A 16,622-nucleotide genomic window follows, 5' to 3' on the forward strand; every position below is an offset into this window, starting at 1 on the left:
GCCATGCAGGCGGTCGAGTTCTCCCACGCGCGCTTGCCCTGGATCGTCGGGGCCGTCGCGCTGGCTTGCGGCGCCGCGGGCTGCGTCGGCCTGGGCATCGCAACGCCGCACCTGGCCATGATCGGCTGGGGGCTGGCGGTGCTCGCGGCCTTCGTCGCGTTTGGCTTTTGGCTCGTCGATCGGCGCGAGCGCGAGGGCGTCGCGGCCATGCGCGGCGGGGCGGTGCTCGGATCCTGGGGCGGGGAGGGCCGCGCGCGGGTCGACGTGGGCGCGACCTTGGCCGTGGTCGACGGGAAGCCCCGGCTGTTTCACGTGAATTTTCGGCGGGCGACGGGGGTTCGCCTGAGCCAGGACGAGGGCGGGGGGACGCTGTGCTTGGACGGCGTCGGCAACGACGGCAACGGCGACCTCGCGTTCCGCTTCGAGCTCCCCGTCGCGCCTGCGGACCTCGGCGCGGCCCGGGCTTGCGGCCACGCCCTGGCCGAGCACTTTGGCGTGGGCTTCAGCGAGGGTCCTCCAGACGCCCGTTGAGCGCGGGGGGCGGCGGAGCCACGACCGCATTTTTCGCAGAAGCGGATTGCGAGGCCTCGCACAATCGTGCTCAATTCTCCGGTGGCCTCTCGGTACCGGATGAACTTCGTTTGTGCGCTCTTTTCGCTGGGGGCCCTCGCTTGCACGGCGCCGCCCTCCGGCGATGAGCAGGGCGACGACGACATCGGCGACACGGACGCGACCGAGGACACCGACGAGGGCGAGAGCTCGACCTCGGCGGGCACCGACGACGGGGACACGAGCTCGGACACCGGCGCGGCGCAGCGGCCCAACTGGCACGAAGACATCGCGCCGCTGGTCTACGAGCACTGCGTGGGCTGCCACCGCGACGGCGGCATCGCGCCCTTCGCCCTCGAAGAATTCGGGCAGGCCTCCGCGTTCGCCACCTTGATGCACGACGCCGTCCAGGCCGGGACCATGCCGCCGTGGGGCGCCCAGGAGACCGAGGACTGCCAGCCCATGCACGGGTGGAAGAACGACATGCGGCTCAGCGACGAGCAAAAGCAGCTGGTCGCCGACTGGCTCGACCTGGGCACGCCCGAGGGCGACCCCGCCGACGCCGTCGAGCTCCCCGAGCCGCCCAGCCTCGAGCTCGAGAACCCGACCGTCAACCTGGTCAACCCCGCGCCCTACACCGTCGGCGGCACCCAGGACAGCTTCAAGTGCATGGTCGTCGACCCGGGCAACGAGCAGGACGTGTGGATCACCGGCATGCAGATCGTCCCGGACAACGCGGAGGTCGTGCACCACGTGCTGACCTACATCGACACGGAGTCCGTGACCGACGACATGGTCGACCAAAACGGCATGTTCGACTGTCCTGGGGGCCTCGTGAGCCTCGACGGGGGCAACCAGATCAGCTCCTGGGTCCCGGGCGGCGTGCCCATGCAGACGCCCCCCGAGGTCGGCTTTTACATGCCCGTGGGCGCCAAGATCGTGATGGCCTACCACTACCACCCGACCGGCGCGGGGGACCAGGTCGACCAGAGCTCCATCGACCTGCGCTGGACCACGGAGGAGCCCGAGGTGGCCGCCTACGCCGGGGTCATGGGGGCGGCGTTCAGCTCCTGGAACGTGCAGCCCGGCCCCAACGATCCGCCCGGGAGCAACGGCATCTTCGAGATCCCGCCGGACATCTCCGACCACCTCGAGGTCTTCGAGCTCACCGTCCCCAGCATCCTGCCGCCCGTCGAGGTGTTCACCGTGGGCAGCCACATGCACTACATCGGCGTCGACATGAAGGTCATCATCGAGCGCGACGGCGAGGAGCTGTGCTACCTGCAGACCCCGAACTGGAACTTTGACTGGCAGCGCCTCTACGACATCGACCTGCCCGTGGGCGAGCTGCCGACGATCCAAGGCGGCGACATCCTGCGCCTCGAGTGCACCTACGACAACACCCTCGACAACCCCGCGGTCGCCGAGCTGCTCGCCGAGCAGGGCCTCGACGAGCCGGTGACCATCGGGGTGGGGGAGCAGAGCCTCGAGGAGATGTGCGTGCTGCTCTACGGCGTGGCGACGAACCTGCCGATCGGCGACTTCCTCTAGCGGGCCAGGCGTGGGAATGACGCGCGGGTGCTGGCGCGTCGCATGGGCCATGCTTGCCCTCGCGCTCGTCGCCGCGCTCTTGGCTCCGGAGCTCGTCGAGCCCGTGATCGCGCTCGAGGGCGTCGCCGCTCACCGCCAACGTTTGCGCGGCGGCGGGGTCGTGCAGGTCAACGCGTGGTGCAGCGAGTGGGGCGGGATGACCGCGGGCGTCGCGGCCCCCACGCCCGGAGACGCCGACGCGCCGATCCACACCTTCACGGGCGGCCCCTTCGTGGAGATCCTCGACGATCGCCTGCTCATCGAGGAGCACCACGGCGCCGGCTCCGATGGTTCCGGTGAGCCCCCGCGGCCGCCCGTGGGCGCGACGGGGGTGGTCGACGCCCTCAACGGGGCCTACCACGTGACCCGGATGGTGCGTCTGGACCTTCGAGATGGCTCGCGCATCGACGCGGGCTGGGACAGCTACGCCGGCCTCGCGGCCCTGGGCTCGCAGCGCTTCGTGATCGTCGCCCGCGACCCCGTCGAGCGCTCGGGCCATGAGCCGCGCCGGGCCCAGACCCTCGAGCGCTGGGACCTGCACCGCGGGGAGCTGCGCGTGCTCGCGCGGCCCGACATGCCGCTCGAGGCCCGGCGAGACTCGCGGACCGTGACGGTGCGGGTTGGCCTCGACGAGGTCCTGCAGCTCGACGGGACCAGCGGCGCCGTGACCCGCTCGAAGCTCGAATCGCCCCTCGAGGCCCACACCATCGAGCTGGCCGCGGATCCGCTGGCGAGCGACTGGGGGCCGCTGCGTACGACCGAGCCCTCGCTGCGGGTGCGCAGCGGCGGCGAGCTCATCGCGCCGGCGGTCGGCGGCTGCGGCTGGGGGGCGCTGCGCGTCGGCGAGCTGGTCTTCGTCGACGGCGGCGTCTACCGAGCTCCGAGCTAGGGCTTGGGGCTGCCGGCGACCGAGACCAGGTTGATGCAGTAGCGGTTGCGCCCCTGACGGTCGGGGATGTTGTGGCCGAGGTGGGTCCCGTCGATGGACACGCACTCCCCATCGGGGAGCACCCGCACGTAGTTCCAGTTGACCTCTTCGTCGCGGAAGCTCGGCCACCCGTGGGCCTTGGACTCGGCGAGGAAGTCCTCGAAGCTGCGGCCGATGGGCGCCCGGAACAGCTCCTTGCCCGAGTTGGCGTCGTAGTAGCTCGTGGGCTCGCCGCTGCGGTCGACCTCGCTCAGCCACTGGGTCGTCAGGAAGTAGCCCGAGCGCTCGGCGTAGTGGCGGTTGAAGTTGCAGATCCGGTCGGCGAGCTGGGTGTCGCAGCCGTAGCGCAGGGGGTCTTGGACCGGGGTCTCGGAGCTGCCGTGGGCCTTGGGCCGCATGAGCGAGTCGTGGCCCATGACCGGCAGCTTGCCGGCTTCGGGTTTCCAGTCGGGCGGGGTTTGACAGCCTTCGTAGTTCTCGGACATGGGACCTGAGCTCGCTCCGTGGGCAAGCTAGCACGCGCTCGGTGCGCTGTCGGCCAAACCCGCGCTCACGGGCTCTCCTCGCTCAGCAGGCCCGCGAGCCACGCCTCGACGTCTTCGTCGGCTGCGCGCACGTAGATGTCGGCGCGGTTGGTGTTCACGACCACGCCGGCGGGCTTGCAGCGCTTGGCCTCGCGGCGCGAGTACTCGAAGGTGCGCTCGGCGACGACGGCGTCGCGGACGACGTCGTGCACGGTCACGGTGCGGGTCACGCCGTAGATCGCGGGCCCGTAGCAGCGGCGGACCTCGACCGCTTGTGTCTCCTCCCGCGCGACCCAGCGGGTCGTCCAGCGCGGCGGGTCCCCGACGGTGATGAACGCGCGGGCGCGCGGCCGTCCTTTCGAGGTGGCGTCGCTCGCCGCGGCGGCGAGCCCCTTGGGAGAGGTGTGCTCCGGTCGGAAGGGACGCCACAGGATGCCCGGGCTCGCTTCGACCTGGGCGGTCGGGGGATCCTCGAGCCAGCGCTGGAGGAAAGGATCGAGGCCGTCCTCGCTCAGCTCGAAGGTCGAGGTGCCGGCGTAGACCTGCGCGTCCCCGTCGAAGGCGAGGAGCTCGGCCTCGACCTCGCTCGGGTCGCCGCGCAAGGCCGCGAGGGCGCTGAGGAGGTTGACCGAGCCCGAGCCGATGCCGTGCGCGTCGACCTCGATGGACGCGCCCGCGACCGCCACGCGATCGCCCGTGGTCGTCGCGACGGTCACCTCCACGTCGCCGTTGGTGTCGAGGGTCCCGGTCTGGTCCGAGAGCACGGCGGCCCCGTCCTCGGGGAGCTGCTGGATGACGCCCGCTTCGTAGTCGAGGGTGAGCTCGATGAAGGCGCTCGCGTTGGTCAGCGTCGACGAGCGCGCCACGTGCAAGTTGAGCGCGCGCGTCTCGGGGTAGTAGCCCTCGAGGCTCTGTTCGAAGCGGGCCACGCCCGAGGCGTCGGTGCGCGCGCGGACCATCGCGTCGTCGCTGGCCCCGAGCATTCCGGCGTAGGGCACCACCGAGCCCTCGGGGGCGTGGAGCTCGATGGTGACCGAGGAGGGGCCATAGCCGACGATCTCCGCGGTGGCCTCGAGGTCGCGCTCGCACCCGGTCAGCGTGACGGCGAGGACAGCCAGTGACAGCCCGAGTCGTTCGATCTTGCTCCGCACCGGCCCAACGCTACGACTCCTCGCGCGCCGTCACCAGGCCCGAAGCGCAGGAACATGGACGCTCGCGGAGGCAGGCGCGCTCGCCTTGGCGTTTCGCCGTGGAGCATCGATCGGCGATCGCCCATGGCGCGGGGAGACTTTAAGCCTCGTCACAGATCGGCATGTCGCTGGTCGTGTTCTGGACCGGGATGGCCCCCGGCGTAGGCACCTCGACGAAGCAGCGCTCGATGGTGTCGCCGGTGAAGGTCAGGCGCACGTAGCCGTAGAGGGGGTGGCCGGCGCCCTGGGCCGCGCCGGCGGTGCCGGCGATGATCTCCTCGATGTCTCGGCCGGCGACGTTGAGGTCGAACTCGTCGAGCATGTGGGCGTGGCCCGCGATCACGGCGTCGCCGTCTTGGTGGGCGAACTCGCCGAGCATGATCATCGCCATGGCCTCGTCGCTCCATCCGGCCGCGCTCAGCTCGGCGTAGGGCGGGTGGTGCATGACGGTCAGGGAGTGGGCCTGCTCGCCCTTGGCGAACAGCTGGGGGAGGCGGCCGATGATCGAGGGGGCCAGGCTGCCGCTGCCGGTGTCGAGCATGGCGAGGTGGCTGTCGCACACGTCGAAGGCGTAGTTGCCCGGGCCGAAGGCGAGGTTGTAGTGGGGCTGGTAGCCGTCGTAGACGTCGTGGTTTCCGGGGACCAGGGCGATGGGGAAGCTCGCGGGCTCGAGGGCCTCGGCGAAGGCGATGAACTCCTCCTCGGTGGCCGTCTCGGTCAGGTCGCCGGCCATCACGGCGCCGACGAAGAGCTGCCCGGCCTGCTCGGCGTAGACGGCCTCGTCCTGCATGCGCTCGAGGATGCGGGCGAACTGCGTGGGGTTGGTCTGGACGTCGCCGAGGGCGGCGATGCGGTAACCGTTCGCGTAGCCCGAGCAGTCGAGCTCGACGCGGACCCAGGTGGTCTGGCCCGGGCTGACGGGCGCGGTGATGGAGCGGGTGGTGCCCTGTCCTTCCGCGACGAGCTCGACTCCGCCGGGCGCCAAGGTGCGCACGAGCGCGCGGGGGTGGACGTTGGTCAGGCGCAGCTGGACCTCCTGGGCCTCGGAGCTCGCGTCCGGGCGCAGGCTCAGGGCGTAGGCGCCCATGTGCGCGCCCCGGGCCTCGACGATCTCCCCGAGCTCGCGCACGACCCCCTCGGCGGCCCAGCTCGAGTGGTCCTGGACCTCAGCGGCGGCGTCGGTCTGGAAGCGGACCTCGACGCCTTCGGAGCTGCGCAGGCGGGCGACCTCGTTCTCGGCGAGCACCCGGCACTCGGCGCGGGTGTAGTCCGGGGTCGCGCACTCGACCTCGGTGCAACCTTCGAGGGTGGTCAGGCCGAGGGCGCCGAGGCCCAGCAAGGAGGCGGCGCCGATGAGGGCGTGGCGGGGGCGGAGGCGGTGGAGACGCTGGATCATCGTCGGGCTCCAGGGGTGATGTCGGGCAGGACCACGCCGAGGCGCAGGAAGGGGGTCAGGGCTGAGCCGACGCGCGCGCCCACGTCGACCTGGTAGGCGACGAAGGATCCGCGCGGGCGGAAGCGGACCGCGTATTGGACGACGAAGTGGCCGAAGAAGCCGACGACGGCGCCGGTGTTGTAGCCGGGGCTGGTCAGGCGCGAGTGGATGTAGCCGAGGGTCAGCTGGCTGACGGCCCAGGTCTTGCGATCGGCGGGGCCGCCCAGGTGCGGGCGCAGCAGGGGAACGTCGAGGTCGAACCAGGTCTCGCTGTAGAGCGGGCCGAGGGCCGGCTTGCCCCCTTGGACGGCGCCGGGCTGTCCGTAGCCGACCATGTCCCAGCGCGGCCCGAGGTAGAAGGTGAAGCGTTGGCGTGGAGAGACCTGCCAGCGGGCGCCGACGTTGAGCGGGGTCAACGAGACGCGCTGACTGACGCGCTGCTCCCCGCCGGCGAGGTTCAGCTGGTCGCGCTGGATGAAGAACAGCGGCTTGTAGCGCAGCTCGAAGGAGCGGAACTGGTCCGGGCCGCGCAGCGCTCGGGCCTCGGCCCGGGTCTGGCCCCGGCGGCGACGCGGGGGCAGGCGCATGGCGAGGTCGAGGCCGAGCTCGACGTCGAGGCCCTGGATCTCGAGGGCCGAGTCGAAGTTGCCGCCCGCGCCGTTGCCGACCCCGTTGGGGTCGAGGGCGGTCTGCGGCCGGGGGTCGCGGTCCAGGGAGCTGCCCAGGTCGCCGCCCACGGAGCTGACCAGGCGCAGGCGCCCGAGGTTGCGGGGGAAGGCCAGGGTCGGCGCCAAGGAGCCGGACAGGGAGTAGGGGACGCTCTCGTCCGTGGTGCCCGAGCCCCCGGGCCCCACGCTCAGGCTCATGGTCGGGGTGTAGAGGCGGTCGTAGATGGCGGGCCCGTCGTCGCCGAGGAGGGCCGCCGCGCCGCCGATGACCGCCGAGCTCACGGCCACGAGCCCCCCGCCGATGAGGCTCACGCCCGGATCGCCGACCTTGTTGCGGTCGCTGGCGTTGTAGATCAGGTAGGTGGCTGCGCCCGCGACCAGGATGCCGCCCGTCGCGAGGTAGAGGCGGCGCTGGGTGGTCAGGAGGCACGGCTCGACGCCGGGCAGGCAGCGATGCAGGCGGCGCCCGGCGGCGTCGGGGGGCAGCACCGGGGGGTTGTTGGGGTCGAGGGAGGGCGGGGGAGGCTCGGGCGCGTCGGTTGCCTCGGCACCCTCGCTGGGCTCGGGCTCGGGCTCGGGCTCGGGCTCGGGCTCGGTTTCGGGCTCAGGCTCGGTTTCGGGCTCGGGCGTTTTTATTGGGGGCTCGGGCGCTTCGATCTCGACCGGGTCGGGCGCGGGCTCTGGAGCGGATTCGGGCTCTGGAGCGGACTCGGGCGGCGCGGGGCTCTCCGCTGACTCCGCCGGCGGGGTCTCGAGGGGCGCGTCGGCGGGCGCCTCGTCGGCAGCGTCGCCAGCGGCGTCTGAGCTCGGGGGCGCGAGGCCCAACAGCAACACGAGGCACCAGTTGATCATGACCAGGGTTCCACGGGGAGGGCGGGAGACTGCGCCCGAGGGCGTGTCGAGCCCGCTGCGACTGGAGCTGGGGTCCAGCTGCGAGCGGGCTCGACGAGGGCGCGAGGGCCTGCGCCTTCGAGGGCGCAGGGTTCATCGGGGCCTCGGTGGCCTCAGGGGAGGGGCAGCACGGCCTTGTCGTCGGGCTGCTTGTCCGACACGCCGAGCTCGCCCGTGGGCCCCTGCTCGATGCGGATCGGGTGGGGGAAGGTCGGCGCCGACACGCACTTGACCGAGCGGACGACGTCGATGCGCTCGCGGTACTTGCCGCCCCACTCCGAGGCCATGTCCTTGGAGGTCAGGCCCATCTCCTCGATGAGGAACACGGCGTCGGCGGTGTGGACCATGGCCTCGCCGCCCACGGGCGCGCCGGTGTCCTTGATCTGGCCGACGCACAGGCAGGTCACGCCCTGCTCGTGGTTGTAGGTCTTGAGCGTGCTCAGGTGGTCGGCGGTCTTGCTCCGGCTCGGGTCGAGCATGTTGAGGGAGTCGATGACCACGAAGCCGATGCCGGCCTTCTCGACGAGGTAGCGGTACTTGGCGATGAAGTCGTCCCAGCTCTGGCCGCGGTGGTACTGCGACTCGATCACCCACATGTTCTCGAGCACCTGGGTGCGGAAGTCCTCGGCGCTCAGGCCCGTGGCCGCCATGCCGATCTTGGCCATGCGCGAGCCGAGGTCGTCGCGGCCCGAGCCGGCCTTGTCGTGGAAGCCCTCCTCGGCCACGACGAAGGCGCACTTGATCCCGGTCTGGGCCACGCGCGCGAGGGTGCCGAGGGTGGTCCGGGTCTTGCCCTTCCCGGGCGGGCCGACCAGAGCCATGGTGCAGCCCTTGGGCAGGCCGCCGAGGCTGGTCTTGCTGTCCTCGCTCAGGCACAGGTAGTCGAGCACGGTGCCCGTGGCCAGGGGCTCTTGCTTGCGGATGAGATCGTCGAAGGTGGCCGGGCGGATGATGTCGGCGTCGAGGCCGGCGTCCTCGTCCTGGGCGAGGTCACCCTGGAAGGGCGCGGCGGCCGGGTCGAACTGGGGCGCCATGCCCATGCCGCCGCCCATCTGCCCCATCATCTGCATCATCTGCATCATCATGGGGTTCATGCCGCCCATCATCTGGGGGTTCATGCCGCCCATCTGGCCCATCATCTGGTTTGGCATCTGGCCTTGCATCTGGCCTTGCATCTGGGGGTTCATGCCGGGCATCTGCGGATTTTGATTGTCGTTGGACATGTCGGTGGGGCTCGCTCGCGAAGGTCGGATGGGAGAGACTGTGGGGGCCGGACGATACCGCGAAAATGCCCCTCGAAAACACCGAGATCGCCGCGATGTTCGTGGAGATGGCCGACCTCCTGCAGATCAAGGGGGGAGACCGCCACCGCGTGGGGGCCTTTCGGCGCTCGGCTCGGATCATCGAGGGCCTGCCCCGGCCGGCGGCTCAGATGCTCGAGCGTGGTGAACTGCCCAAGATCCGCGGGGTCGGCAAGGGCACGATCCACCGAATCAAGCAGATGTTGCGCCGCCACAGCTGCGACGACCTCGACGAGCTCCGGCGCAGCGTGCCGCTGGGGCTGCGCGAGCTCCTGAAGATCAAGGGCATCGGGCCGACCATGGTCCGCAACATCCACAACCGCCTGGGCGTGACCACCCTCGACCAGCTCGAGCACGCGGCCAAGGCCGGGGCCATCGAGACGATCCCGCGCATGGGCCTGTCCCACGCCCAGAAGATCCTCGCGGGCATCGAGGCCTACCGCAAGCGCCGGGGCAAGACCGCGCTGATCGACGCCGAGCGGGTCGGCCGGCGCATCGTCGCGGCCCTGCGCGAGCTCCCGGCCGTCGAGGGCATCGCCCTGGCGGGCAGCGTGCGTCGACGCAAGGCGACCATCGGCGATCTCGACGTGCTCGTGGCGACCCGGGACCCGGCCCCGGTGCTGGCGCGCTTTCAGACCCTGCCCGAGGTCGAGAGCGTGCTCATCGGCGGGCGCGGGACCGAGGGGCGCTGCTCCGTGCGCTTGCGCAATCAACAGCAGGCCGACCTGCGCCTGCTCCCGCCCGCGAGCTTCGGCGCCGGGCTGCACTACTTCACCGGCTCGAAGCAGCACAACATCGAGCTGCGCAAGCGCGCCAACGCCATGGGCCTCAAGGTCTCGGACAAGGGCGTGTTCCACCGCGAGGGCGAGGCGTTGATCGACGGCTGCGCCGACGAGGAGGCGGTGTTTCGCCACCTCGGCCTGCCCTGGATCGCGCCCGAGCTGCGCGAGGGTCGGGGCGAGTTCGAGGCCGCCGCGCGCGGGCGCCTGCCCCGGTTGGTCCGCGACGAGGACCTGCTCGGCGATCTGCACATGCACACCACGGACAGCGACGGGCGCGGGAGCTTGCGCGACATGGCCGCGAAGGCGGCGGCCCTGGGCCACCGCTACATCGCGATCACCGACCACTCCAAGGCGCTGCGCATCGCCAACGGCCTCGACGAGGCCCGCCTGGCCGAGCAGCTCGGGCGCATTCGGGCCTTCGAGGCTCGCGGCGAGTTCCCCCAGCTGCGGGTGCTCGCGGGCGTCGAGGTCGACATCCTCGAGGACGGGCGCCTCGACCTCGACCCCGAGCTCCTCGCCCAGCTCGACTGGGTCATCGCCAGCGTGCACCAGCGCACCAACCTCTCGCGCGAGGCGATGACGCGCCGGGTCGTGCGGGCCATCGAGAGCGGCGTGGTCGACTGCATCGGCCACCCCACCGGGCGTAGGCCGGGCAAGCGCGATCCTTTCGCCCTCGATCTGGAGGCCGTGATGGCGGCCGCGCGCGAGCACGACGTCGCCCTCGAGTGCAACGGCGGCCCCATGCGCATGGATCTTGGCGACGTCGACTGCCGGCGCTGCGGCGAGCGGGGCGTGTCCGTGTCCATCGCCACCGACGCCCACTCGCCGGCGCACCTCGGCCGCCACGAGTACGGCCTGGCCATGGCGCGGCGGGGCTGGCTCGAGCCCGCTCAGATCGTCAACGCGCAGCCGTGGGAGACCCTCGCTCAGCGACGGACCCGGCGGCTGCGCGAGCACGGCCTGGGCGGGGGAGGGGTCGCCGTGGCCGTACCGCGAAGCGAGGGCGCGGCTGGGTTTGCGGCTGGATACGAAGGTGGTGAGCTGGCCCCGGCCGGCTTCGTGCTCGAGTCCCTCGAGGTGGCCCAGGAGCACGCGTGGGGCGAGGGCGATGAACTCGAGGTCGAGCTCGTCTCGCCGGTGCCCGTCGAAGCGCCCGCCGAGGTCGAGCCCCGACGAGTCGAGCCCGAACTCGAGCTCGAGCTCGAACTCGAACTCGAACCGGCGACCGAGGAGGAAGCCGAGCCCAGCCCCGTCGACGCACTACTCGAGGCGCTCGCCCAGCGCCCCCTCGCCGAGGAAACCAAGACGCGGCTCTCGGTTTGGCTGATGCAGGGCGGAGGCGACAGCGATCCTACGCTCGAGGCCGCACTGCAAGCGCTCGGGGGCAACTCGTTGCAGCGAGCCTTTGAAATCATTTACGACGGTACCGAGGTGTAGGGGATCGGTAGGTCGATTGTCGCGAGAGCGACTACGTCGTCCGCTCACACACGGCGCCTGGGATCAAGGGGGGCCGCCCATGCCGACGCCTTGGGGCGTGCCCCGGTAGCAGCCGAGCACGTAGGGGAAGGTCGCGGTCGCGTGGTAGCCGTAGTTGCCGTTCGCGTCGTAGCGGCCGTTGCACTCGTCGAGCACGCTGGGGTCGTCGCTGGGCTGGTACTCGTGGTTGTCCCAGGCGTAGGTGGTCGGATCGCCGGTCTGCACCCAGCCCGAGTGGAACTCGACGACCTCGCTGCAGCCGGCGTCGAGGCAGCCCCGCGGCCCGTAGATGGGGAAGCCGTCGAGGGCGTAGCCGATGATCGGCGAGGGCTGGTCGGGCCCCGGGTCCATCTTGAAGCACTCGGTCACCATGGCGTGGAGGTGGTAGACGCCCTCCATGGCGGTGTGCCCCAGGCAAAAGTCGACGATGTCGTTGTAGACGGGGTCGCCGAAGGGGTCGGGGAAGGGGCCCTCGTTGGGGCCGAAGATGGGCAGGCCGCTGACCGAGAAGGCCTCGAGGCCGAGCAGGGGGACCTCCGTGGTCTGGGCGGCGACCTCGGGGAACTGGGGGATGCGCCACGCGTAGTCCTGGGCGCCGAGGGGGTTGGGGGTCAGCTGGACGAACTCGTAGTGGGGGATGCCGTTGGACTCCACGACGAGCTCGTCGTGCTCGCAGTAGACGTTCAGGAAGGGGTCCGCGTAGGCGCCGTTGTTGGGGTCGGGCTGGGGATCGACGAACTGGTCGACGGGGCAGTCGCTGGGCTGACCGCCGGTCGTCTCGCCGCCGGTCGAGCCGGTGCCGTCGTCGGTCCCCGCTTCGTCGGTCCCGCTCCCGTCGGTGCTGCCATCTTCGCCGACCTCGTCCTCGCTCCCGGCCGTCTCGCCGCTGTCGTCGTCGAGGGTGCCGGGGTCGTCGGTACAGCCTGCAAAGGCCAAGAGCGCGAGGGCGCACAGGGTCAGGGGTTTGGTGGTGGGCATGGCCGCCCCCGTGTGCAACCAGTGTTCCGCGCGTGGGCGCATGCCGCAAAGGGGGTGTTAGTCGGACGTAAAGGCGCTCCAGTGGGGTCTAGTGCAGTGAATTCTGCCAAACGCGTACTGTGCCGATTGCGCGCCGCGGGACCGTTCGCGCGTCGCCCGATCGGGGGAGGGCGGGCCTGGCTCGCGGACTGCGAGCTTTGCCGATGCCCCCGCGCGGAGAGTGCAGCTTCTGCGACGGCGCCCCGCGATTCCGCTCGTGCCACGGGTCTCATCGTGCCATCGTGCCGACCATGCGTTGGTCCTTGGCCCCCCACTTCGTCGTTTCCACCACCCTCGCTCTGACCGTGCTCACGGGCTGTCCCGGGGACGACACGGGGGGATCGGACGAGGCGGAGGAGTCGGGTACCCAAGCAGACGAGGCAGAAGAGTCGGACACCGGGGAGCCGCCGGACCCCAACCTCATCGCCATCACCGGCGGGAGCTTCGAGATGGGCTGCCCCGCCGGGGCCGAGGCCTGCGACGCCGACAACCCCCTGCGCACGGTCACGGTCTCGGACTTCGCCATCGAGCGTACGGAGGTCACCATGACGGCCTACACCGAGTGCGTGGACGCGGGCGGCTGCTCGGCGACGACCAACACGGACACCAGCTGCACCTTCGGATCGCCTGTGCTGCTCGAGCACCCGATCAACTGCGTGAGCTGGCAGCAGGCGGCGGACTACTGCGCGTGGAAGGGCCGGCGCCTGCCCACGGAGGCCGAGTGGGAGTACGCGGCCCGGGGCGCCGAGGGCCGGACCTTCCCCTGGGGCGAGACCCCGGCCAGCTGCACCCTCGCCCACATGTTCATGATGATGGGCGACGGCGGAGACTACGGCTGCCTGACGGGGATCACCGCCAACGTCGGCACCTACCCCATGGGCGAGACCCCCGAGACCCTGGCGGACATGGCCGGCAACGTCGACGAGTGGGTCGCGGACTGGTACGCCGCCGACTACTACACGACCGGTCCGAGCGCCGACCCCCAGGGCCCGGACACGGGCACCCAGCGCGTGCACCGGGGCGGGGACTTCCTCGACGCGAGCCCCAACAACCTGCGCAGCTTCGAGCGCTGGCGCTCGAACCCCGACAACGACGGGCCCTCGCGGGGCTTCCGGTGCGCCGCAGACGGTTGAGTCGTGGACGTGGGGCAGGGAGGGCGTGGCGTCGTCCACGACGGCCCAAAATAGTCAGTAGTCTTCGCCGGCGTCGTCGGCGAGTGTCGTGTCCTCGCCGTCGAAGGCCTGCTCCGCGCGCAGCTCGGCCTCGAGCTCGGGGCAGGTCCCCGGGTAGAGCAGGGCGTGGGGGTCGGGGCAGCGCAGCTCGGGTCGGGGGTAGAGCGGGGGCGCGGGCGGCTGGCCGTCGACGACGATGGGCGCGGCGGGGCGCTCGGGGAACAGGCCGACGTAGCTGAAGCCCTCGGGGCGCAGGGCGAAGACCAGGACGTCGAGGCCGTCCTCGCTGGTCCACAGGCACCACAGCGGGAGCTCGCCGCGCTCGATGGCGGGCAGCAGGCGGCGGTCGGGGAGGGGGCAGTGGGCCTGGGCGGCGGGCAGGCGGGCGCTCGCGCGGCGCAGGGCGTCGAGGGTCTCGCGGCCGTCGAGCTCGCGGGAAGGATCGACGATCGGGCGGGCGCCGAGCTCTCGACGATCGGGGAGACCGACGCGGGCGTCGGGGGCCAAGGTCGCGCGAAAGGCCTCGAGATCCTCGGCCGCGACGGCGCTCATGAGTACGCCGAGTCGACGCAGGGCGACGCTCGGGAGGGGTCGCCTCGTCTTCGTGCTCTCGTCGGGCGGGAGCATGGCCGCGACGGCGGGCGCCGACGCGTCGGGGGCGAAGGCGGCGAGCAAGCTCCCGGCCGCGACCTCGCCCGGCGCGTCGCCGAGGGCAGGATGAGCCCGCGGGGGCTGCTCGGCCTCGTCATCGGCCGTAGCGAGTTGCTCGATCACCCCGGCCATGGCCGCCTCCGGGCACGCGCTCGCCAGCCAGCTCGCCCGCCACGTCGTACCCGCGGGACCCTCGAAGAAGGCCCAGCGCCGGTCTTCGTGGGCGGACAAGCTCGCGCCGCCGTCGAGGGAGGTGATCGCGTGCTCGCCCTCGAAGCCGCGCGCGTGCAGGGCCAGGGCCGCGTCCCGGTCGAGACCCAGGACCGGGCTCAGGCGAAGCTCGCCGCCTTCGAAGGCGTGCACGCAGTCGGACTGCTGGGACTCGCCGCGGTAGGCCCCCCAACCACAAGCATCCGTCAGGGCTACTGGATCGACGCTGCTGCGGTTGATGCAGCAGATCGCGGGGGCGGAATCGTCCGGTGAGAGATCGCTGTGTGCCGCCTCATCGAGGTCGCAGCCTGGGTCGGGTGCGGAGGCTTCGGAGGACACGTCGGGGCGGACCGCTCGGTCCTCTCCACCCACGGGCGGCGAGCCTCCGCAGGCCGTGGCTCCGAGCACGACCAGCCCGAGGGCCGCGCAGACGCCGAGTTCGGCCACTTTGACCGAAATCTCGGTGATCGCAGAGACCCGGACGGAGCCCCGTGCGGGGAGCGAAGCGGTGGGGCGAGGGCGCACGGGCAGACAAATACAAGCGCGCACGGGGGTAGTGCAAAAGTCGACGGCTGCGCCCTTCGCGTCACGGGCGTTGCGTCTGCGAGGGCTCAGTGTAACGCACACGGTAGGTTTTCGGTGGCCGACCTTGGGGGTAGGTTCCGCTCGTCATGAAGTACGGAACCGCGACCAGCCTTTGCCTTGCTACCAGCCTGATCTTCACCTTCGCCTGCACGGACGACGCCACCGACGACGGCGCGGACGAGGTCGGCAGCGAGACCGACACTGACACCGAGTCCTCGACCGACGACGACGTTGGCACCGAGACGACGAGCGGGACGGAGACCGAGACGGAGACGGAGACCGAGACGGAGACCGAAACCGAGACGGAGACGGAGACCGAGACGGACACCGGGACCGAGACGGACACCGGGATGGAGACCGACACCGGGATGGAGACGGACACCGGGACCGAGACGGACACCGGGATGGAGACCGACACCGGGATGATGGGGGAGGACGACACCATCTACGACATCCAAAACGGCACCATCCCCACCGACACCCCCGTCGACGTCCAGGGCGTGTGGGTCACCGGCGTCGCGCCCTCGGGCAACGCCTTCTTCGCCCAGGAGCCCGAGGGCGGCCAAGAGAGCGGCGTCTACGTGTTCGTCGCCGACGCCATCGACCTCAGCGAGCTCGCCGTGGGTGACCTCGTCGACATCACCGGCGTGGCCGTCGAGTTCAACGACCTGACCGAGATCGACGCCAGCATGGGCACGGTCACCGAGGTCGGCGTCATCGAGCCCATCCCGGCCCCCGACCTGATCACCACCGCGGACTACGCCGTCGACGTCGGCGAGCCCTGGGAGGGCGTCTACGTGCGCATCGAGGGCGACCTCGAGGTCGTCAACCTGCCCGGCTTCGACGAGTTCGACGTCAACGACGGCAACGCCGACGGCCGCGTCGACAACTTCCTCTACAACATCTTCGACGACGGCGGCGCGAACTTCCCGAACTTCAACCTGGGCGCCAGCTTCACCGCTGCCCAGGGCCCGCTGAACTTCAACTTCGGCGCCTTCAAGGTCGCCCCCCGCAGCCCCGCGGACCTCGAAGGCTACATGGAGCCCGAGAACATCATCGCTGGCATCGACGACCTGCTGCCCGGCGACCTGGTCATCACCGAGATCATGTTCGACCCGGACGTGTGCGGCGACACCAACTGCGAGTGGATCGAGGTGTTCAACGCGACCGACGCCGACGTCGACCTGCTCGGCCTGCGCATCCAGGACGAGAACCTGTCCGCCGAGGGCGACGTCGACGTGTCCTTGGTGGTCGGTCCTGGCGCCTACGTGGTCCTGGGCAAGGGCCCCGAGGCCAGCTGGGGCTACACCGATCCGGCCGACGCCTACACCGGGTCCAACCCCGGCTTCAACAACTCCGGCGACGACCAGGCGGTGATCCTCAACAGCACCGAGATCATCGACTCGACCGCCAAGTACGTCGCCCAGGGCGGGGCCGACAACGGCATCTCGTGGAAGCTCGACCCCAACCAGATCGACGCCACGGCCAACGACGACCCGGCCAACTGGTGCTTCTCGACGGTCGACTTCGGCGACGGCGACCTGGGCTCCCCGGGCGAGGTCAACGAGGCCGCCTGCAACATGAACCTCCCCTGAGCCGAGCTCGGGTCTGAGCGCGAGGGCGGCCTTTGGGTCGCCCTCGTTTTTTGTGCTG

General features: G+C 71.0%; 13 protein-coding genes. 6 read left to right on the forward strand and 7 right to left on the reverse strand.

Going from position 1 to position 16,622, the window contains the following annotated elements; genetic code table 11:
• Nucleotides 1-3: 3 nt before the first annotated feature.
• The 3 genes from PPSIR1_RS14790 (at nucleotide 4) to PPSIR1_RS14800 (ending at nucleotide 3,028) form a co-directional block, all read left to right on the forward strand.
• Nucleotides 4-531 (forward strand): hypothetical protein, encoded by a 528-nt coding sequence (locus PPSIR1_RS14790; RefSeq protein ID WP_006971883.1) that lies wholly within the window; start codon nucleotides 4-6, stop codon nucleotides 529-531.
• A gap of 99 nt (nucleotides 532-630) precedes the next feature.
• Complete coding sequence (locus PPSIR1_RS14795; RefSeq protein WP_006971884.1) at nucleotides 631-2,100, forward strand: hypothetical protein; 1,470 nt, start codon at nucleotides 631-633, stop codon at nucleotides 2,098-2,100.
• A 49-nt stretch (nucleotides 2,101-2,149) separates the two neighbouring features.
• Nucleotides 2,150-3,028, forward strand: a complete 879-nt coding sequence (locus tag PPSIR1_RS14800; protein ID WP_006971885.1) for a hypothetical protein — start codon at nucleotides 2,150-2,152, stop codon at nucleotides 3,026-3,028.
• On the opposite strand, the gene PPSIR1_RS14805 is transcribed toward PPSIR1_RS14800, so the two are convergent.
• The 5 genes from PPSIR1_RS14805 to PPSIR1_RS14825 form a co-directional block, all read right to left on the reverse strand.
• Complete coding sequence (locus PPSIR1_RS14805) at nucleotides 3,025-3,552, reverse strand: hypothetical protein (protein WP_006971886.1); 528 nt, start codon at nucleotides 3,550-3,552, stop codon at nucleotides 3,025-3,027. The genes PPSIR1_RS14800 and PPSIR1_RS14805 overlap by 4 nt on opposite strands.
• A gap of 65 nt (nucleotides 3,553-3,617) precedes the next feature.
• The gene (locus PPSIR1_RS14810; RefSeq protein ID WP_006971887.1) at nucleotides 3,618-4,742 is read right to left on the reverse strand and encodes a hypothetical protein; all 1,125 of its coding nucleotides are present in this window, start codon (nucleotides 4,740-4,742) and stop codon (nucleotides 3,618-3,620) included.
• Between the two features lie 139 nt (nucleotides 4,743-4,881).
• Nucleotides 4,882-6,177, reverse strand: coding sequence for a metallophosphoesterase family protein (locus tag PPSIR1_RS14815; RefSeq protein WP_006971888.1), 1,296 nt, complete (start codon nucleotides 6,175-6,177; stop codon nucleotides 4,882-4,884).
• On the reverse strand, nucleotides 6,174-7,736 hold the full coding sequence (locus tag PPSIR1_RS14820) for a hypothetical protein (protein ID WP_006971889.1): 1,563 nt from the start codon (nucleotides 7,734-7,736) through the stop codon (nucleotides 6,174-6,176). The genes PPSIR1_RS14815 and PPSIR1_RS14820 overlap by 4 nt, the downstream gene beginning before the upstream one ends.
• A gap of 152 nt (nucleotides 7,737-7,888) precedes the next feature.
• Nucleotides 7,889-8,998 carry an RAD55 family ATPase gene (locus PPSIR1_RS14825; protein WP_006971890.1) on the reverse strand — a complete coding sequence of 370 codons (1,110 nt, stop codon included), beginning with the start codon at nucleotides 8,996-8,998 and terminating at the stop codon, nucleotides 7,889-7,891.
• 65 nt (nucleotides 8,999-9,063) lie between these two features.
• Between PPSIR1_RS14825 and polX the strand changes: the two genes are divergently transcribed.
• Nucleotides 9,064-11,295, forward strand: a complete 2,232-nt coding sequence (gene polX / locus PPSIR1_RS14830) for a DNA polymerase/3'-5' exonuclease PolX (RefSeq protein WP_006971891.1) — start codon at nucleotides 9,064-9,066, stop codon at nucleotides 11,293-11,295.
• A gap of 63 nt (nucleotides 11,296-11,358) precedes the next feature.
• Here polX and PPSIR1_RS14835 read toward each other — a convergent pair whose 3' ends face one another.
• Complete coding sequence (locus PPSIR1_RS14835; protein ID WP_006971892.1) at nucleotides 11,359-12,312, reverse strand: YHYH protein; 954 nt, start codon at nucleotides 12,310-12,312, stop codon at nucleotides 11,359-11,361.
• 290 nt (nucleotides 12,313-12,602) lie between these two features.
• Between PPSIR1_RS14835 and PPSIR1_RS42740 the strand changes: the two genes are divergently transcribed.
• The gene (locus tag PPSIR1_RS42740) at nucleotides 12,603-13,484 is read left to right on the forward strand and encodes a formylglycine-generating enzyme family protein (protein WP_157595561.1); all 882 of its coding nucleotides are present in this window, start codon (nucleotides 12,603-12,605) and stop codon (nucleotides 13,482-13,484) included.
• Between the two features lie 54 nt (nucleotides 13,485-13,538).
• Here PPSIR1_RS42740 and PPSIR1_RS14845 read toward each other — a convergent pair whose 3' ends face one another.
• Nucleotides 13,539-14,831, reverse strand: a complete 1,293-nt coding sequence (locus tag PPSIR1_RS14845) for a hypothetical protein (protein ID WP_006971894.1) — start codon at nucleotides 14,829-14,831, stop codon at nucleotides 13,539-13,541.
• Between the two features lie 224 nt (nucleotides 14,832-15,055).
• Between PPSIR1_RS14845 and PPSIR1_RS14850 the strand changes: the two genes are divergently transcribed.
• Nucleotides 15,056-16,564 (forward strand): lamin tail domain-containing protein, encoded by a 1,509-nt coding sequence (locus PPSIR1_RS14850; RefSeq protein WP_006971895.1) that lies wholly within the window; start codon nucleotides 15,056-15,058, stop codon nucleotides 16,562-16,564.
• Nucleotides 16,565-16,622: the final 58 nt, after the last annotated feature.

This window comes from Plesiocystis pacifica SIR-1 (genome assembly GCF_000170895.1).
In the GTDB taxonomy this organism is placed as follows: domain Bacteria; phylum Myxococcota_A; class Polyangia; order Nannocystales; family Nannocystaceae; genus Plesiocystis; species Plesiocystis pacifica.